The following is an 18,692-nucleotide window of genomic DNA, read 5'->3' as shown; positions in this document are numbered from 1 at the left end:
CCCTTTGCTTGTGTTGTGGGACGTTACCGCGGCTCGGGCGCGACGCTGTCGGCGCGGGTGCCGAGGAGGCGGGGGCGGGGGCGGCGGGGGATGACGCGCTCGCCGTTGCGGGTGTCCTCGAAGCGCACGCGCGTTCCCGGGCGCACGCGGCGGGAGAGAAAGCGGGCGTCCCAGTTGGGGAGGCGCACGCAGCCGGACGAGGTCGCGTAGCCGATCGTCTCCGGCTCGCTGGTGCCGTGGATGCCGTAGTGGGGGGCCGAAAGGCCGATCCACACCCAGCCGACCGCGTTGTTGGGGCCCGGCGGGATCATGGCGTTGGGGCCGCTGCTGCGCAGCACCTTGAGCAGCGCGGGCTGGTAGTTCCACCACGGGTTCGCCGTCACCTCGCGCACCGTAACCTCGCCCTCGGGGGAGGGGTCGATGCTGGAGCCCATCGTGGATGCGAAGTGCGCCAGGATGTTGCCGGCGCTGTCGCGCGCCTGCACGAAGTTGCCGCTGCCAGACACCAGGATCTCGGCGATCTTCATGTTGGCGGCGACGGTCGGCTCGCGCACGCGCGGCACCCACAGCTTGTCGCCCGCCTTGAGCGAGTCCAGGTTCGTCCCGGGGTTGAGGCGCTCCAGCACGCCCTCGCGGGTGTGGAACTGCTCGGCGATCTTTTCGGAGAGCATCTGGTAGCACGAGCACGCCAGCTTCGCCCGCTCGTACATGTTGGACGGGAGGGCGACGAAGGGGCCCTCGACGTCGGTGGCGCTCAGCGTGTGCTGGCGCACGAGCCGGTCGGGCCTGCCGGAGGCGCGCATGAGGGCGTCGTAGGTGGCCTCGTCCACGACGCCGGTCTCCTCGAGCCCCTCGCGCTTCTGGAACCAGCGCGTGGCGGTGCGCACGTTGGCTCCCCAGCGCGCGTCCAGCATCCCGGGCGAAAAGAGGGCGCGGTTGAGGAGGAGCTGCACGCGCAGCACGGACGGGCCTTCCGCGCCGTCGAGCTCGCCGACGGGCAGGCGGATCTCGCCGGAGTTGAGGGTCTCGGGGCTGATGTCGATCCAGCGCTCGGGGTCCGGATTCGCGGCGTGCGCGGTGCCGGCGAGCGCGAACAGGAGCGCGGCGGCGGCGGATATCGATCGGATTGCCATGGCGGTACAGCGGAGTGCGGTGAGCGGCCGCCCGGCGAGCGCGGGCGGATGCGGAGGAACTGCCGGTAGGTTGGTGTACCAGAACGCTAGCGGAAAGTGCCACGTCCGGTCAAGGTGCCACGCACCTACTCGTGCCGCAGCACCTGCATCGGATGGACGTGTACGGCACGGCGGGCGGGGATCCAGCAGGCCACGATCGCCACGCCGAAGAGGAGGGCGGAGACCGCGGCGAAGGTGAGCAGGTCGGTGGGGGCGATCCCCAGCAGGAGCGCGGCGAACAGGCGCGAGCCCGCCAGCGCCAGCGCCACCCCGATCGCCAGCCCCGCCAGCGTCAGCCGCGCGCCGCGCCCCACGAACAGGCGCACCACCCGCGACGCATCGCCGCCCAGCGCCATGCGTACGGCGATCTCGTGCGTGCGCTGGGTGACGGCGAAGGCCATGGACGCGTACACGCCCACCGTGGCCAGAACCAGCGCAAGCGTGCCGAACACCGCCAGCAGGGTGGAGCCGGTGCGCTGCGGCATCATCTGCTGGCGGAGCGCGCTGCCCAGAGTACGCACCGCGTAGATGGGCAGGTGCGGATCCAGCGCGCGCAGCTCCCGGCGCAGGGCGGGGGCGAGGGCGCGTGCGTCGCCGTCGGAGCGCACCAGCAGCGTCATGCTGCCGGGCTCGTCGTCCACGTGCTGGAGCTGGGGGAGGTACACCATGTGGGCGGGCGGGCCGGAGGGACCGGTGGCGCGCACGTCCTCCGCCACTCCCACCACCGTCGCCAGCGGCCCGGTGGACTCCATCAGCCGCAGCCTGGCGCCGATGGGCGAGCGGCCCGGCAGGTAGTGCTCGGCAAAGGAGCGGCTCACCACGGCCACCGGCGGCGCGCCCGCCACGTCGCGCGGCCCGAAGTCGCGCCCGGCCGCCAGCCGCACGCCCACCGTCTGGAAGTAGCCGGGGCGCGCCGTGGTCTGCAGCACCATGGGGCCCCCCCGTGCGGCGGGCGCGCCGTCCACATCCACCTGGACCGCGATCAGCGCCTCCAGCGGCATCACGTCCGACGCGGTGGCCGAGCGCACGCCAGGGAGCGCGGCGGCCCGCTCGATCGCGGCGTCGACGAACGCCCGCGCTCGCGGGGCGTCGTACCCCAGCAGCCCCAGGTCGAACGAGAGGGCGAGCACGTGGGCGGAGGTGTCGAGCCCCACGTCCACCCGGTTCGCCTTGTCCAGGCTGCGCAGGAAGAGCCCGGAGGTGATGAGGAGGAAGAGCGCGAGGGCAAGCTGCGCCACCACCAGCGCACCCTGCAGCCGCGCGCGCCGCGGGGTGCCGCTCAGCGCGCCGTCTTTGAGCGCGCCGGTGAGGTCCGCGCGCGTGGCCGCCAGGGCGGGCGCCACGCCGAACACGAGCGCCGCGCCCACGGCGAGCACCAGCGTGGCCGCGAGCGCGCGGAAGTCGATGCGCGGCTCCAGCGGGAGGGGGATCGCGAATGCCGTGACCGCGTGCACGGTGGCGAACGCCACCGCCACTCCCAGGAGGGCGCCCGCCAGCGACAGCACGAGGCTTTCGGTGAGGAGCTGCCGGACCAGCCTTCCACGCCCGGCGCCGAGCGAGAGCCGCACCCCGATCTCGCGGCGGCGCGCGAAGCCCCGCCCCAGGAGCATGCTGCTTACGTTGGCGCAGGCGATCAGCAGCACCAGCCCCGTGACCACCGCGGACAGGGCGGCCACCGGCGCGATCTCGCGGTTCGCGCCCGGAGGAATTCCCGCGCCCGCGGGGAAGGTACGAAGGATGGATCCGCTGCGAGCCGGATCTGCCTGCGTAAGCACGCCGGTCGCGGCGGCGAGGGCGGCGTCGGCCTCGGCCGTGGTGGCGCCGGGGCGCAGCCGCCCCACCACCGAGAACGTCGCCCCCCGCTCGGTCGAGAGCGCCTCCCGCATCGTGGGGAACAGGGCGGGAAGCATGGCCATGGGAAGCCACAGGTCGCGGCGGCGGACGTCCTGCTCCACCCCCAGGAAGCCCTCCGCCGCCACTCCCACCACGGTAACCGGCACGCCGTTCACCGCCACCGTGCGCCCGACGATGCCCGGATCGCCGCCGAACCGGCGCTGCCAGAGCGTGTGGCCGATCACGGCCACGGGATGCGCCCCGGGGTGCAGGTCCTCCGCGGGCGCGAAGCCGCGCCCCACCGCGAAGGGCGTGCGCAGCATGGCGAAGTAGCTCCCCGATACGAACTGCCCGTCCACCTGCTCGGGCTCGCCCCGCCCGCTGAGGGCGAACGGTGCGTCGCGGGTGGCCGCCAGCGCGGCGAAGGGGCCGCCGCTGCCGCGCAGGCGGAGGAAGGAGGGGTACGACATGCGCTCCACCCATCCGGATTCGGCGTTGACGGGCGCGACCCACACCAGCTCGTCCGGACTGCCCACGCCGGGGCGCCCCTGCACCAGCAGCGCCCTCGCCAGGCTGAACAGCGCCGCGTTGGCGCCGATCCCCAAGGCCAGCGCCACGATGGCCGTGGCGCTGAACAGCGGCGAGCGGCGCAGCATGCGCAGCGCGAAGCGGACGTCGCGCGCGAACGCGTCCGCCCAGGCGCCGGCGCGAACATCGCGCACGGCTTCCCGGGTCGGCTCCACCCCGGCCTCGATGAACGCGGCCCGCCGCGCGCGGGCCGGGGGCATGCCGGCGCGCACCTTTTCGTCCGCCAGCAGATCCACGTACGCGCGCAGCTCCTCGTCCAGCTCGCGCTCCACATGGTCGCGATGGCGGAGGTTGCGCCACAGGCTCTGCAACCGGGGTAAAAAGGGCATGGGGGGCTCCTGGATCGGCGCTACGTGGCGCTCAGCGCGAACTTGATGGCCATCGAGATCCGCCCCCACTCCTCCGCCTCGGCGTCGAGCTGGCGGCGGCCGGCGGCGGTGAGGCGATAGAACTTGGCGCGGCGCCGGTTCTCGGACTCGCCCCATTCCGCGCTCAGCCACCCCGCCTCCTCCATCCGGTGGAGGGCGGGGAAGAGGGAGCCCGGCTTCACCTCGAAGGCGTTGCCGGTGATCTGCTCCACCCGGCGCGCCACCCCCAGCCCGTGGAGCTCGCCCAACGAGAGCGCCTTCAGGACCAGGAGGTCCAGCGTCCCCTGCAGCAGATTGCTCGATGCCATCACGTCTCTCCTATAGACATTCTGTATGGGCAAGGTTGCTTCGCTCGTATAGAATGTCAACAGGAACGGAAAAACGGCGGGGACTTCAGGTGAAGTCCCCGCCGTTCATCCCGCGCGTACCGCTTGCCGGATCATGCCTCCCAGGGGAGCCCCGCCTTGCCGAAGTGGCCGTAGTTCGTCGTGGAGCGGTAGATGGGGCGCAGCAGGTCCAGCCGCTCGATCACGGCGCGCGGGCGGAAGTCAAAGGTGCGCACGAATGCGGCGGCGCGCGTCGGGTCGCCGGTGCCAAAGGTGTCCACCTTCACCGAGACGGGCTCCGCCATGCCGATGGCGTAGGCGACCTGCACTTCGGCGCGCCGGGCCAGCCCCTCCTGCACCACCTGCCGCGCGACGTAGCGGCAGAAGTAGGCGCCGGAGCGGTCCACCTTGCTGGGATCCTTGCCGCTGAACGCGCCGCCGCCGTGGCGCCCCATTCCGCCGTACGAGTCCACGATGATCTTGCGGCCGGTGACGCCCGCGTCGGCCGAGGGGCCGCCCTGCACGAAGCTGCCGGTGGGGTTCACCATCAGCCGCAGGTCGTCGCGGTACCACCCCTGCAGCGCGCGCGGCACCAGCGTCTGCGCGATGAAGTGGCGGATCTCCTCCTGCGCCACCTCCGCCGAATGCTGCGTGGAGACGAGGACGTCGGTGACCGCCTGCGGGCCGTCCGCGCCGTACAGCACCGACACCTGCGTCTTGGCGTCGGGACGCAGCCACGACGCCGCGCCGGCCTTGCGCAGCTCGGCCAGCGCGTACGACAGGCGGTGCGCAAGCAGGATGGGGAGGGGCATCAGTTCGGGCGTCTCGTCGGTCGCGTAGCCGAACATGATGCCCTGGTCGCCCGCGCCCTGGTCGCCGGACTGGCTGGTGACGGCGTTGACGCCCTGCGCGATCTCCGGCGCCTGCTCCGAGAGGAGCGAGCGGATCTCCAGCGTGTCGGCGTGGAAGAGCTGGTCGGCGTCGGTGTAGCCGATGGCGCGCACGGCCTCGCGCACCTGCGCCTCGTGGTCCACCAGCGCGGTGGAGGTGATCTCGCCCGCCAGCACCACCTGGTTGGCCTTCACCAGCACCTCGCAGGCGACGCGGGCGTTGGGGTCCTGCGCGAGGTAAGCGTCCAGGATGGTGTCCGCGATGGTGTCGCAGACCTTGTCCGGGTGGCCCTCGGATACGGATTCCGAGCTGAAGGTGTACGTCAGGCCCGTTTCTTCGGCGATGCGGGCCGGGTCGATCAGCGTGCTCATTGCGTTTGGCTCCTGGGTGGGCCTCTCGATAGCCGTCGCGGCCCCACTGCCGGTGTGCGGTGGGGCCGCGACGACGCTTTAGGCGGATCTCCGTGACTTCGGGGCGCGCCCGCCAAGCTGTCCTCAAAGCGCGCGTCCCATCCGCCCGCGGGCGGACCGGATCGGGTTGTCAGGGTACGGAAGAGGGGTCCCGCGGCAACCTCCGCACGGGACCCCTCCCACGCGGTTTAGCAGTTGTTGACCCGGATGCAATCGCTACAAATCGCCGGGGTGCACAGCGCACGCGCGCAGTATAAGGCAGGTCGTGCGGTCGCGCCAGTAGGCGCGGCGGCGGCGGGCGTGTAAACTCGCGGCGACACCGGCACAAAGTCCGCCCGCGCAGACTCCGGGTCTGATGCCGCGTTTCTCGAGCCGGCTTCAGCCGCCTTCCCGTCGTTCCAGCCGGGGGCTTCAGCCCCCGGTGCTCGGCGCCGGTGCTCGGCGCCGGTGTTCGCCGCCACGATCTTCGCGCCCCCGGCGCTCTTCGCCCCGGCGATTCATCCCGGCAATTCATCCCCCCGGCGATCTCCCCCTGCGATATATCCGCCGTTGTAGTATCATCGCACGATGCATCATACAACGATGCATCGTGCGACGGCATAGCTCACTCCCCTCGCATCGCCACCACGGGATCGACGCGGGTGGCGCGGCGGGCGGGGATGAGGGAGGCGAGCGCCGCCACGCCAAGCAGGATCACCACCACCGAGACGAAGGTCAGCGGGTCGAACGCGCCGACCTCGTAAAGCTGGCTGTGAATCAGGCGGGTGAGCGCCAGGGAGCCCAGCACCCCGATCGCGACCCCCACCAGCGCCAGCCCCAATCCCTGCCGCAGCACCAGCCGCAGCACCCCCGCCGCCTCTGCCCCCAGCGCCATCCGCACCCCGATCTCCTGCGAGCGGCGCTGCACGTCGAACGACATCACCCCGTAGAGCCCCACCGCCGCCAGCACCAGCGCCAGCGCGGCAAAGAGCCCCAGCAGCGCCATCGAGAAGCGGCGCGGGCCCAGGTTCGCGTTCACCAGGTCGTCCATCGTCTGCACGCGCGAGATCGGCTGCTCGGGGTCCACCTCGCGCACGGCGGCGCGCACGGCACCCACGACTTGCGTGGGGTCGCCCGTGGTGCGCAGTGCCAGGGATTGGAAGGGGAGGCCGACCTGGCGGAAGGGGACGTAGAGCTGCGCGCGCCCCTCGGAGTCGATCCCGTCCTGCCGCGTGTGGCCCACGACGCCGATCACCTCCGTCCACTCCGGCTCCTCCTCCGATCCGCCGAGCGAGATGCGCTTGCCGATGGGGTCCTGCCCCGGCCAGTAGCTCTTCGCCATCACCGCGTCCACGATGGCCACGCGCGGGGCGCCGGCGCGGTCCGCGTCGGTGAAGGCGCGCCCGCGCAGCAGGGGGATGCGCAGCGTGCGAAAGAAGCCAGGGTACACCGAGCGGAAGTTGCCGTACGGCCCCGTCTCCCCGGGCGGCACAGTGATCCCCTCGACGGCGAACGAGCGGTTCCATCCGCCCTGCAGCGGCAACGACGACGCCGAGCCCGCCGTCTCCACCCCCGGAATGGCGGCCAGGCGGGGCATTAGGGCGTCGAAGAAGGCGATCTGCGCCGTGTCCGAGCCGTACTTGGCCTCGGGGAGAGCGATGTTCATCGTCAGCACCCCGCGCGAGTCGAAGCCGGGGTCCACCTGCTGGAGCCGCGAGAAGCTGCGGATCAGGAGACCCGCGCCGGTGAGGAGCATCAGCGCGAGCGCCACCTGCGTCACCACCAGCAAGCGCCGCGTGGCCGACCCGCGCCGGTCCGGCCCGCCGCTCCGCCCGCCCTCGCGCAGGGCGGCCTGCAGGCTTCCGCGCACCGTCTGCAGCGTGGGCACGGAGCCGAAGACGAGCCCCGTGAGCACCGCCAGCACAGAGGTGAAGGCGAGCACGGAGGCGTCGATGGGGATCGACTCCACCCAGATCAGGTTTTCCGGCTTGAGCGCCGCCAGCAGCCGCAGCCCGCCGAAGGCCAGCATAAGCCCCAGGATGGCGCCCGTCAGCGAGAGCACCATGCTCTCGGTGAGGAACTGGCGCGCCAGGTCGCCGCTCCTGGCCCCGAGCGCGCTGCGGATGGCGACTTCCTTGCGCCGCGCCGCCGCGCGCGCCAGCAGGAGGTTGGCCACGTTGCCGCACGCGATCAGCAGGACGAACCCGACCGCGCCCAGCAGCACCAGCAGTGCCGGCCGCAGCTGCCCCGACGCCTGCTCGCCGAGCGAGCGCAGGCGCAGCGTCCAATCGGGCGGATACTCGCCGGGATTGTCCTTCTTCAACCGCTCCGCGAAGGCCGCCATCGCGCGTCCCGCCGCCTCCACGGTCACGCCCGGCTTCAGGCGCGCGGTGAGCGACAGGAACTCGCTGGTGCGCGCGGTGAAGAGGTCCGGGGTGAAGACGAGCGGCGCGTACAGGTCGATGGTGGGATCGAAGACGTTGCGAAAGGTGCGCGGCATCACGCCCACGATCTCGTACGCCTCGCCGTTGAGCTGCACCGTGCGCCCCACCACGCCGCGGTCGCCGCCGAACACGCTCTGCCAGAGCGCATGGCTGAGCACGACCTCCCTCTCGCGCACGCCCGTGCCCCCCGGGGGCGGCTGGATGGTGCGCCCGAGCGCCGCCGGGACGCCATATGTCGCAAAGAAGTCGGGCGTCACCAGCGAGCCGTTCAGCCGCTGCGGCTGCCCCTGGCCCGTCAGGTTCACCCCCCACCCGGACTGCACCGATACGTCGCTGAACAGCCTCGTCTCGGCCTTGAGGTCGCGGTACGTGGGCACGGCGGCCCCCGCCTCCAGGTTGTTGATGGAGGGGTAGAAGTGCGTGACCGTGACGAGCCGGTCCGACGCCGCGTAGGGGAGCGGGCGCAGGAGCACGGCGTTCACCACGCTGAAGATGGCCGTGTTGGCGCCGATCCCCAGCGCCAGCGTGAGCACCGCCACCAGGGTGAACCCCGGGCTTCGTGCGAGCGTGCGGAGCGCGTAGCGGATGTGGCCGAGGAACGAGTTCATGGGCACCGGGCGGTGAAGGGGCGGGGGCGTGCGGTACGTTCGTTCGATGCGCGTGCGGCGAAAAAGGTTTGGCCGGTCGACAGAAAAAGCCTCACACAGAGAACACAGAGGGAACTACGAGGCGCAGAGAACCCTTTCTGCTGTTTCTTGCCGTTCCCTCTGTGGCTCTGTGTGAGGCGCAGTTCGTATCTTGCACGTCGATGGCGCCCGCGTGACGCATTCTGACTCGAACCCACACCGACCGATGCGCTACCGCTACCACACCCTGGACGTGTTCACCGACCGGCTGTTCGGTGGCAACCCGCTGGCCGTCTTCACCGACGCGCGCGGGATCTCCGATGCGCAGATGCAGGCGGTCGCGCGCGAGCTGAACCTCTCGGAAACGGTCTTCGTCCTTCCCCCGGAGGCGGGCGGGACGAGGCGGGTGCGGATCTTCACGCCAGGTTCGGAGCTTCCCTTCGCGGGCCACCCGACGGTGGGCACCGCGATCCTCCTGCTGGAGCTGGGCGAGGTGCCGGCGGTGGAGGGCGAGACGGAGGTGGTGCTGGAGGAGGGCGTGGGGCCGGTGGCCGTGCGCGTGAGGGTGCGCGGCGGAAAGCCGGACTTCGCGCAGCTCACCGCCGCGCAGCCGCCGATGGTTGCGCCGGCACCCGCGCGCGAGGACCTTGCCGCCGTGCTCGGCCTCGACCCCGCCGACCTGTCGGACGACTGGGAGCCTGCGGTGGCCTCGGCCGGAGTGGGCTTCACCGTGATCCCGCTTCGCGACGTGGCGACGCTGGGGCGCGCGCGGCTGGATCTGGCGGCGTGGGAGCGCGTGCTGGCCCACACCGTTGCGCCCGGCGTCTACCCCGTCGTCCCCGCCGCGCCGGGGGAGACGGTACGGGTGCGGATGTTCGCGCCGGCGATGGGCATCCCCGAGGACCCCGCCACCGGTGCCGCGGCCGCAGCCCTGGCCGGGTACCTGGCGCGCGACGCCCAGCAGGGCACCCTGCGCTGGACGGTGGAACAGGGGGTGGAAATGGGCCGCCCCAGCACGATCTACCTGGAAGCGGACGTGCACAACGGGATCGTGATGCGGGCGCGCGTGGGCGGATCGGCCGTGATGGTGTCGGATGGGACGATGGAGATCCCCACGGACACGGACACGGCGGGGCGCGCGTGGAAACCGGTGAGCGTGCCGGGCGCCCCCACACCCGTCGGCGCCTACTCGCGGGCGGTGCGCGCGGGGGACATGGTCTTCGTTTCCGGCCAGGTGCCGCGCGACCTGATCACCGGCGAGCTCCAGGGCGGGACGCTGGCCGAGCAGACGCGCGGAGTGCTGGAGAACGTGCGTCTCGTGCTGGCCGCCGCCGGGGCCACCATGGACGACATCGTCTCCGTCACCGTGTACCTGGAGGACATCGGCGACTGGGGCGAGTTCAACACGATCTATCGCGAAGCCTTCCGCCCGCCCTACCCCTCGCGCACCACGCTGGGCGCCGCGCTGCACGGCGTAAAGGTGGAGATCAGCGTCGTAGCGAGAGTGCGCTCGTGAATGCCGCCGCCGGGGGGATCGCGCCGGCGCTGCTCCTGGTGGCGGCGACCGCGCACCCGGCGTGGGCGCACGTCAAGTGGTTCAGCCGCTTCTCCTTCGGCGACCGCCCGCGCAACGCGGGCGAGGTGCTGACGCCCACCTTCTTCGCGCTGGCGTTGCTGAGCATGGCCACCATCGCGGCGATGGTGCTGCTCGACCGGCGGCTGGCCGACGTCCCCGCGTACCGTCGCGTCAACGACTGGCTCTCATCGCGGAGCGACCGCGCGGTACTGGTAATGAGGATTGGGGCGGGGGCGGCACTCCTCCTCTCGTGGCAGGCGGACGCGATGCTCGCGCCCGAGTTGCGCGTGGCGGAGGGGTGGCTGGGCTGGTTCCAGTTCGCGCTCGCGTTCCTCCTCCTCTTCGACCGCACCGTGCCCGTAGCCGGCGCGGGGCTGATCGCGCTCTACGGAATCGGCGTCTTCCGTTTCGGCCCCTTTCACATGCTGGACTACGTGGTGTACGCGGGGATCGGCTACTACCTGGCGGTGAGCGGGGCGGGGGAGCAAAAGATCCGCGGCTCGGGGCTCCCGGCGCTGTACGCCTCCGTGGGGTTCTCGCTCTGCTGGGTGGCGCTGGAGAAGATGGTGTATCCGCAGTGGGGCCTGTACGTCCTGGAGCAGAACCCGAGGCTCTCGCTGGGCCTACCGCTGAGCTTCTTCCTGCTGGCGGCGGCGTTCGTGGAGTTCTCGCTGGGCTATCTGCTGATCATCAACCTGCTGCAGCGTCCGCTGGCGCTGGTCATCACCCTCGTCTTCTTCACCACCACGCTGGTGTTCGGCAAGGTGGAGGTGATCGGCCACACTCCCATCCACGCCGCCCTCGTCGTCTTCCTGCTGGAGGGCCCCGGCCGCGTCTACAAGCCACCCATCGCCCTGCACCGCGGCCTCGCCCTGCGCACCGCCTTCGCCGCCGTCAACTTCGCGCTCCTCCTCGCGCTCCTCTTCGTCCCGTACACCTACGGCGCCGCGCGCCTGCACCGCGAGCACGCCGCGCACGCGCTACGAACCGGCGTCTTTGTTCGGCCAGGGAGCAACGTACTCGAAGCGGAGCACGGTGCGGATCAAGTCGAAATCACGAAGGTTGTCAGTCACCAGCGTCACACCGTTTTCGCGGCACGTGGCTGCGATCAGCGCATCGTTGACCAGCGAGCGCGGCATCCGTCCGCGATCGATCCCGTTCTTGATCGCAAGCTGGGAGAGCACTGCCCCGGACGTGCGCCACGCACCATGTGAGGGGGTGATGACACGCTTCACGTCCTCGAAAGGCTCCGCGACATCCTGGACCCACTCACCCGAGTCGCGGGAGACCATGCCGACCGCGAGTTCGTGAAGCACGACTGAGCAGAGATAGGTCTGCGGCGTGTGCGCATGATAGAATACGCTCAGTTCCTCGGCCGCATGCTCGCTCCGGAAGGTGCGCACGTACAGGTTCGTATCAAGCGTGAACTTAGTCACCCTTGAGCTCGTCCGCGTATCCTCCTTCGAAATAGTTCTCGACCCCTCCCTTGCCCGCGATCTTGTCGACGCTCGCGAGCAATGCTTCCCTGAATGCAAACATATTGAGCGCCTGGTCGACTGCTTCCGTCTCTGAGCTCGCCCCGAGAAGCTCGACCGCGCGATCCAGCTTCACCTGATCGGTGTTCAGGTTCTTACCGCGGATGCGCGTGCCCTCGCTACGCAACTTCTTCCTGGCCTTGTCAGGCATCGTACCTCCGGGCCTGTGCGATCGTCCGATGTTCCGTGTGAGATATGAGCACGGTGGATCGGCAAGTCAACCCGCCGCCACATGGCCGCCAGGTGGATCGCACGCTACACTGTCGTTGACGCAAAAGGCCCTCAAACCGTACCGACTACATGCCTGAAAACGTAGAGAACACACCCGCGGGAAAGACGCCGCGCGAGTCGGCGTCCACGCTCTCGGAGAGCATGATGCCGGACCAGCTCAACCACCATGGGAACGTGTTCGGCGGGGAGATCCTGGCGCTGGTGGACAAGGCGGGGGGCGTGGTGGCGCGGCGGCACGCGCGGCTCCCCGTGGTGACGGTGATGGTGGACCGCGTGGAGTTCCGCGAGCCGGTGTACGCCAACGACTTCGTGGAGGCGCACGGCCGGCTCATCCGCGTGGGGCGCACCTCGATGGAGGTGATGGTGACGGTGGAGGCGGAGCAGATCGAGACGGGGAAGCGGCGCACCACCAACCGCTGCTTCCTCACCTACGTCGCGCTGGACATGCTCAACGGCAAGCCCGCCCCCGTCCCCCCGCTGATCCTGGAGACGGACGAGGACCGCCGACTCTTCGCCATGGCGGAGCGCCGCCGCGCCCGCCGCGAGGCCGAGGCCGCGGACGAGGGGACCGAGCCGTGACGGAGGAGCGCCTCTCGCGCCAGCTCGCCTTCATCGTGGAGGTGGACCGCCTCAAGGGGGTCCTCCGCCAGACCTCGCTGATCGACGGCTCGCGGCGCGAGAACAGCGCGGAGCACTCGTGGCACCTGGCGATGGCCGCCCTGGCGCTGGCCGAGCACGCCCCCCGCGGCACCGACCTCCTCCGCGCGATCCGCATGGTGCTGGTGCACGACATCGTGGAGATCGACGCGGGCGACACCTTTTGCTACGACGACGGCGCCCACCTGGACAAGGACGAGCGCGAGACGCGCGCGGCCGAGCGCATCTTCGGCCTCCTGCCACCCGACCAGGCGGACGAGATGCGCGCCCTGTGGGACGAGTTCGAGGCGGGCGAGACCCCCGATGCCCGCTTCGCCGTCGCGCTGGACCGCCTGCAGCCGCTGCTGGTGAACTTCAACAGCGGCGGCGGCAGCTGGAAGCTGCACGGCATCACCCGCGCGCAGATCCTCCGCCGCATGGCCCCCATTGAGGAGGGCGCGCCCGGCGTGTGGCCGTGGGTGGTGCGGACCATCGAGGAGGCGTGCGAGCGGGGATACATCGAGGGGAATGGGGAATAGGGGGAATGGGGAATGGTTGAACGGAGGTGGTTCGGGGATCCGCGTCGGCATGCCAGACGCTACGGGCTGGCGGTTCGCCCCCATTCCCCATTCCCCATTCCCCATTCCCCATTACCCAGCAGTTTGACGGCCCGCCCCGTGCTGAGTACCTTCCGCGCACACATCGAAGGGGAGTAGTCCACCGGGGAGACACCCGGCGGCCGGATCGTCAAGACTGCGGGGCGAGAGCTCCGCACGGTCCGGCCGGGATAGCGGCGCCACGCGCGCCACGTCAGGGCGAGACCTTCGTCGCGGGACCCCATTTGCGAGAGCGGGGGCCTCGTGACGGGGGTGTCGCCCCTTGTTTTTGACCCCCGCCACTGGGCGGGAGCATGGGAGAAGCGTCTTGTCACATTCCGTTTGGCCGTGGGTAGGCTTCCTGGTCTTCGTCCTGGTGATGCTCGCCATCGACCTGGGCGTCTTCAACCGCACGGCCCACGTGGTGGCGCCCAAGGAGGCGGCACGCTGGAGCGCGCTCACGGTGGTCCTGGCGATGATCTTCGCCTCCGGGATCGCGTGGGGATGGCTCCCCGTGGGCGTGGAAGGAAAGGCGAAGGCGCTGGAGTTCGTGACGGGCTACCTGATCGAGCTGGCCCTTTCCGTCGACAACATCTTCGTATTCGTACTCCTCTTCTCGTACTTCAAGGTCCCGCCCAAGTACCAGCACCGCGTGCTGTTCTGGGGCGTGCTGGGCGCGCTGGTGATGCGCGGCGCCATGATCGGCGCCGGCGCGCTCCTCATCGAGCGCTTCCACTGGATCATCTACGTCTTCGGCGCCTTCCTGGTGTTCACCGGCATCCGGATGGCCACGCAGGACGAGATGGACATCGAGCCGGAGTCAAACCCCGCGCTCAAGCTGATGCGCCGCTTCTTCCCGGTGTCGCCGGTGTACCACGGGCAGAACTTCTTCGTGCGCGAGGAGGTCGGCGGCAGGATGAGGAACGTGGCGACGCCGCTCTTCGTGGTGCTAGTGCTGGTGGAGACCACCGACCTGATCTTCGCGGTGGACTCCATCCCGGCGATCTTCGCCGTCACCCGCGACCCGTTCCTGGTCTTCACCTCCAACGTCTTCGCCATCCTCTGCCTGCGGTCGCTGTACTTCCTGCTCGCGGGGGTGATCGACAAGTTCCACCTGCTCAAGCTGGGGCTGTCGATGGTGCTGGTGTTCATCGGGGCGAAGATGCTGCTCTCGGGCTACTACCACATCCCGATCGGCGTGTCGCTGGGCGTGGTGGCGGGGGTGCTGGGGCTGTCGGTAGTGGGATCGCTGGCCTTCCCGCAGGTGCTCAAGGACAACCCGGAGGTCACCCACGACCCGCTCAACCAGGCCGATGACCCCGAGGGCCCCATCCTCCCCGACGACCGCAACGAGAACATGATCGCGGACGACGAGGAGAGGGCCCCCTCCCCCCGGCCCCCTCCCCCGCCTGCGGGGGCGCAGGGCAGGTGAGGGGGAGAAATCGCCCCCGCGGCGTCGTTCGCGGCGGGGGCGTGTTTCGTCACGCGTGTGACGCGGCACCGCAATCCGTGTCTGCCCGCCCTTGCCCCGCCTCCGCCCCCCGCGCAACACGCCCCAACCGGTAGTAGGGGCGCGATTCATCGCGCCCACCCTCGCCCCCGCTCGACTCCCGCCCTCCGCACAGATCCCGGTAGGGGCCGCCCCACGTGGCTGCCCGTGCCCGCCCCCGCGCCGTCCCCGGCGGCTCGTCTCAGAACAACGGCGCCAGGTGGGCGCGGAGGGTGGCCGCGGGGACGGGGGCGCTGGCTTCCACCAGGACACCGGACTGGGTGAACGCGATGCAGGTGGCACCGGCATCCTGCTTCTGGTTGCTTCTACGACCTGTGGCGCGTTCTTTTGGCGCGGACACGCCAATCCTGGAACGTCCGCCAATGGACAGGAAGCTTGGGATCGACGACACGAATGTCGCGCCCTCCCTTCGCTGACACGGTCGGGCATATCGAGCCGAGGTTGCGACCGATCGCCGCTCCGCTGCGTCTGTATGGGTGAAGCTCCGAATCAACCCTCCCAACGGAAGGTATTGTGAGTACATGCATCCCCTTCGCCGACGCGTTGCACCCGCACTACGAGGACGCGCTGCGGTACTCCCGGGCACTCTGTGCCCGGAGCTCCGCGGCCGACGCCGAAGACGTCTTCCAGGACGCGCTGCTCAATGCCCTCAGGAAGTACGAATCGCTCCAGGAGCAGGGAAAGTTCCGCCCTTGGCTGTTCACCATCATCACCCGCTCCTTTCAGACGCACGTGCGCCGCTCCTTCTGGAGGAAGTTCGTTCCGCTGAGCGCACCGGAGGCGGAGCGGGCACTCCCCACGCTCTACAGCCGCGACCCGGATGTGGAGGACCGGCTGCTGATCCAGGGAGCCCTGGCCCACCTGAACACCGGGGACCGTACAGCCATCCTGCTGCATGAGGTGGGTGGGTTCAGCGTCGGCGAGATCGCTTCGATGTGCGGCTACCGGAGCCTCTCCGCGGTGAAGTCACGGCTCTCGCGGGCTCGACGGCGGCTGCGGGCCGCGCTGGCCGATGAGGGTGGAGGAGACGAACCTTCCCGCCATTCCCCTTTCTCCGCCCCTTCCGCTTCGCGGCGGGATACCACTGCCGCCATCAACTCCAACTCGGAGATGGACTATGCGCACTGAGCCTCACGACACCTCGAACCCGGACCGGGTGCTCGACACCCGCTTCGACCAGATGCGCGAGGTCGATCTCTCGACGAGCTGGCCGCAGGCCCGGGTGTGGATCGAATCCGAGGAGGCGCGCCTGCGGCAGGGCAAGCCGCAGCGGCGGCCATCGGCTGCTTCGTCCTGGCTGAGCCGCGCGCTTGCCGCGCATTCGGTGCGGATCGCGGGCGCAATGCTGCTCGTGCTCGCGCTGATCGGCTGCGTGTCGCCGGTGGGCCGTCAGGTTACACTTGGGTACACGCTCACCGGCAGGATCGCTTTCCCCCCGGATCAGGCGCGTGCGCGTCTGCGGGAGATCCCCGGAGTGGAGCCGCACGCGGTGGAAGTCCTCGGCATCGTGACGGCGGTGGTAGGGGGCCGCGAGGAAGTGCAGGCGTACGTTGGCTCCGGACGCGCCACCGTGAATGGAAGGGAGATCATCACCCCAACCTCCCAGTTCGTCTTCACGCTCCCGGATGCGGATCGCGCCGCGATCGAGCGGTACCGGGCCATCCTCGCCTCGATGGGAGAAGTCGATTCACTACGTGCGGACCCGATCCGCCAGAAGGTGACGCAGCGCGGCTACCGCGTGGTTCTCCAGTCGATGAGCCACCGGTTCGACACCGATCTCCCGCCCGAGGCGGTGGAGAGCGCCGTGCGCCGGCACCTGGATGGTATGGGGATGGAAGCGGTGAACGTCCGCTACATCACGCGCGCGGACGGTCCACCCGCCATCGAGCTCTCCATCGAGGGCGATCCAGCCCCGAGCGCCAGGCGCGTCGAGGGCTTCCTCCGTGAGGTGGGAGCGGCGCAGCAGTGATCCCGCGGTCCGGGGCCCCGTCTCGTTACCGCGGGGCACGACTTCGGATGGTGCCCCGCGGACGGTTCAGAGGAGCGGCGCCAGGTGGGCGCGGAGGGTGGCCGCGGGGACGGGGGCGCTGGCTTCCACCAGGACACCGGACCGGGTGAACGCGATGCAGGTGGCACCGGCATCCGGCGCCTCGCAGGGGCGCGGGGCGCGGGCGCCGGCCCCCCGCCACTGCAGGAGCGAGAGCACCGTGCCGTCCCGGAGGCGCTGGGTCACGCGCACCGCGGAACGCCCCTCCCCCTCACCCAGCTCGATCTCCAGCAGCGGCAGGCCCGGGACGGTGACCAGGGGGCGTCCGAGCTGCCGCTCCGCCTCGGCGCGGTCGACGGTGCGCCAGGCGTCCGCCGGTGGAGCGGCGACGCCCGCCGCCGTGGCCGAGCGGTTGCGGGCGGCGACTCCCTGGCCGGTCACGACCACGCCTTCAAGGGCCAATGCGGCGGGAGCCAGCGCGAAGTTGACCGTCTTCAGCGCACCCGGCTGCGCGACGAGCGAGCGGGACTGGCTCGCTGATCCGAGCCGCGAGGCTAGCACCCGGACGGTATCGCTCGTGGCGGGGACGGAAAGGGTGTAGCTCCCGTTCGCGTCGGTGACGGTCCTGGCCGCGAGCGTGGGGACGCTCACGGTCGCGCCCGATACGGCCGCTCCCTGCGCGTCCGTGACCCGCCCGCGCAGCGTCACCGTTGCGCTCTCCACGCGGGCTCGTGTGGTGCGCTCCGCCAGGGCAGCGGCGGGGGCGCTCGCCACCGGCGGCGGCGGGGGAGCTTCGGCGACCGCGAGTGGAGGCGGCGGCGGCGGCAGGGGTGCGGGCGGAGGCGGCGGCGGCGTTGCGGAGATCGGCTCCTGGACCATCTCCGCCGGAGGCGCGGGCGGTGGCGGCGGGGGGGACGGCTCGGCCATCGCCACCGGCTCGGGCGCGGCCGGATCCATGTCGGGCACCATCACGCCGACGGGGGGAACGGTGCGGCGCTCGCCGCCATTCGCGCGCGCGGCGGGGGTCGTGGCGGGCCGCGTCCCAACAGTCGCGGTCGGCGCGGACTGCACGGTGGGTACGGACTGAGCGGCCGTCTCAGAACCCACGGCGGCAGGCGCTGGCGCGGGCGGCGCGTTGATGGCGATGGGAGCCTCGGGCTCCGGGCGCGCCATCCACCCGATTCCCAGGGCGATCAGCACGCTCGCCGCCCAGCCGAGGACGACCCACGGCCGGGCGGTGCGCCGCGCGGGCGCCGGGGCGGGGAAGGGGATCACCCCCGGCGATGGGTGCTCCGCAGGGTCGGCGCGGCGCAGAATGGAGGATGCGTCGTCGCGTATCCGCCGCTCCTCGTCGGCGCGGGCGCGGCACACGGCGCACTCTTCCAGGTGCCGCTCCAGCGCGCGCGCACCCTCCGGGCCGGCGGACGGCAGCTCGCCGTCCAGCCAGGCGTGCAGGCGGCCCTCATCCACGTGCTGCATGCGTTCCTTCCAGGAGCGTGTGTGCCTCCACCAGCCTCCGCCGCGCGCGGGCCAGCGTGGTGCCGATGGCTCCCTGCGCGAGCCCCGTCTGCGCGGCGATCTCCGGGTAGCTCAGCCCGGCGTCCCACAGGAGCAGCACCTCGCGGTCGCGCTCGCCGAGCCGTTCCAGCGCCTGCCTCACCTTCTCCACCTTTTCGCCATGCTCCATCTCCTCCGACGGAGGGGGGGCGGCGCGGCCCTCGTGGTGCGTCTCGTCCTTGAGGAGCGCCAGGTGCTTCTTGCGGCGGATGACGGTGCGCGCCTCGTCGCGGGCCAGGTTGGCGGCCACGTGGAAGAGCCAGGCGCGCGGGTTGTCCGGCGCGCGGCCCAGCGCACGGGCGAACGCCTCCTGGGCCAGGTCCGCGGCGCGCTCGGCATCCCATACCTTGTGGTAGAGGAAGCGCACCAGGTCCCGGTGGGTCTCGCGGTAGATCTCCCCCCAGTCTGCCGTCACCGTTCGCGCCGG

15 protein-coding genes are annotated in these 18,692 nt (G+C 70.9%); 7 read left to right on the top strand and 8 right to left on the bottom strand.

The annotated features are described in order from the left end of the window. Positions 1 to 23: 23 nt before the first annotated feature. The 5 genes from VF584_10490 to VF584_10470 form a co-directional block, all read right to left on the bottom strand. Entirely contained in the window at positions 24 to 1,133 is a 1,110-nt protein-coding gene (locus tag VF584_10490) for a L,D-transpeptidase family protein (GenBank protein HEX8210593.1), read from the bottom strand. A gap of 125 nt (positions 1,134 to 1,258) precedes the next feature. Beyond that, the gene (locus VF584_10485; protein HEX8210592.1) at positions 1,259 to 3,922 is read right to left on the bottom strand and encodes an ABC transporter permease; all 2,664 of its coding nucleotides are present in this window, start codon (positions 3,920 to 3,922) and stop codon (positions 1,259 to 1,261) included. A gap of 20 nt (positions 3,923 to 3,942) precedes the next feature. Beyond that, positions 3,943 to 4,269: a PadR family transcriptional regulator gene (locus tag VF584_10480; GenBank protein ID HEX8210591.1), complete on the bottom strand. Its 327-nt coding sequence runs from the start codon at positions 4,267 to 4,269 to the stop codon at positions 3,943 to 3,945. A 131-nt stretch (positions 4,270 to 4,400) separates the two neighbouring features. Further along, on the bottom strand, positions 4,401 to 5,549 hold the full coding sequence (gene metK / locus VF584_10475) for a methionine adenosyltransferase (protein HEX8210590.1): 1,149 nt from the start codon (positions 5,547 to 5,549) through the stop codon (positions 4,401 to 4,403). 643 nt (positions 5,550 to 6,192) lie between these two features. Then, on the bottom strand, positions 6,193 to 8,619 hold the full coding sequence (locus tag VF584_10470; GenBank protein HEX8210589.1) for an ABC transporter permease: 2,427 nt from the start codon (positions 8,617 to 8,619) through the stop codon (positions 6,193 to 6,195). A gap of 244 nt (positions 8,620 to 8,863) precedes the next feature. On the opposite strand from VF584_10470, the gene VF584_10465 reads away from it, so the two are divergent. Both VF584_10465 and VF584_10460 read left to right on the top strand, forming a co-directional pair. Beyond that, entirely contained in the window at positions 8,864 to 10,153 is a 1,290-nt protein-coding gene (locus VF584_10465; protein ID HEX8210588.1) for a PhzF family phenazine biosynthesis isomerase, read from the top strand. Continuing rightward, the gene (locus VF584_10460; GenBank protein HEX8210587.1) at positions 10,150 to 11,427 is read left to right on the top strand and encodes a hypothetical protein; all 1,278 of its coding nucleotides are present in this window, start codon (positions 10,150 to 10,152) and stop codon (positions 11,425 to 11,427) included. The genes VF584_10465 and VF584_10460 overlap by 4 nt, the downstream gene beginning before the upstream one ends. A gap of 214 nt (positions 11,428 to 11,641) precedes the next feature. Here VF584_10460 and VF584_10455 read toward each other — a convergent pair whose 3' ends face one another. Continuing rightward, positions 11,642 to 11,899: a hypothetical protein gene (locus VF584_10455; GenBank protein HEX8210586.1), complete on the bottom strand. Its 258-nt coding sequence runs from the start codon at positions 11,897 to 11,899 to the stop codon at positions 11,642 to 11,644. Between the two features lie 149 nt (positions 11,900 to 12,048). Here VF584_10455 and VF584_10450 point away from each other — a divergent pair, with 149 nt between their 5' ends. From VF584_10450 to VF584_10430, 5 genes are all read left to right on the top strand, one after another. After that, positions 12,049 to 12,558 carry an acyl-CoA thioesterase gene (locus tag VF584_10450; GenBank protein ID HEX8210585.1) on the top strand — a complete coding sequence of 170 codons (510 nt, stop codon included), beginning with the start codon at positions 12,049 to 12,051 and terminating at the stop codon, positions 12,556 to 12,558. Next, a complete protein-coding gene (locus tag VF584_10445; GenBank protein HEX8210584.1) occupies positions 12,555 to 13,154 on the top strand; it encodes an HD domain-containing protein in 600 nt (199 codons plus the stop codon). The genes VF584_10450 and VF584_10445 overlap by 4 nt, the downstream gene beginning before the upstream one ends. Before the next feature lie 385 nt (positions 13,155 to 13,539). Continuing rightward, the gene (locus VF584_10440; protein HEX8210583.1) at positions 13,540 to 14,643 is read left to right on the top strand and encodes a TerC family protein; all 1,104 of its coding nucleotides are present in this window, start codon (positions 13,540 to 13,542) and stop codon (positions 14,641 to 14,643) included. Between the two features lie 591 nt (positions 14,644 to 15,234). Then, the gene (locus tag VF584_10435; GenBank protein ID HEX8210582.1) at positions 15,235 to 15,849 is read left to right on the top strand and encodes an RNA polymerase sigma factor; all 615 of its coding nucleotides are present in this window, start codon (positions 15,235 to 15,237) and stop codon (positions 15,847 to 15,849) included. Beyond that, positions 15,839 to 16,690, top strand: a complete 852-nt coding sequence (locus VF584_10430; protein HEX8210581.1) for a hypothetical protein — start codon at positions 15,839 to 15,841, stop codon at positions 16,688 to 16,690. Before VF584_10435 ends, VF584_10430 begins: the two co-directional genes overlap by 11 nt. 66 nt (positions 16,691 to 16,756) lie before the next feature. Here VF584_10430 and VF584_10425 read toward each other — a convergent pair whose 3' ends face one another. Both VF584_10425 and VF584_10420 read right to left on the bottom strand, forming a co-directional pair. Then, positions 16,757 to 18,187 (bottom strand): carboxypeptidase regulatory-like domain-containing protein, encoded by a 1,431-nt coding sequence (locus VF584_10425; GenBank protein ID HEX8210580.1) that lies wholly within the window; start codon positions 18,185 to 18,187, stop codon positions 16,757 to 16,759. Further along, positions 18,171 to 18,680: a sigma-70 family RNA polymerase sigma factor gene (locus VF584_10420; protein ID HEX8210579.1), complete on the bottom strand. Its 510-nt coding sequence runs from the start codon at positions 18,678 to 18,680 to the stop codon at positions 18,171 to 18,173. Before VF584_10420 ends, VF584_10425 begins: the two co-directional genes overlap by 17 nt. Positions 18,681 to 18,692 lie beyond the last annotated feature (12 nt).

This window comes from Longimicrobium sp., from assembly GCA_036389135.1.
GTDB lineage: Bacteria > Gemmatimonadota > Gemmatimonadetes > Longimicrobiales > Longimicrobiaceae > Longimicrobium.
The sequence above is the reverse complement of the archived record's forward strand: the minus strand, read 5'-3'. Positions and strand labels throughout refer to the sequence as shown.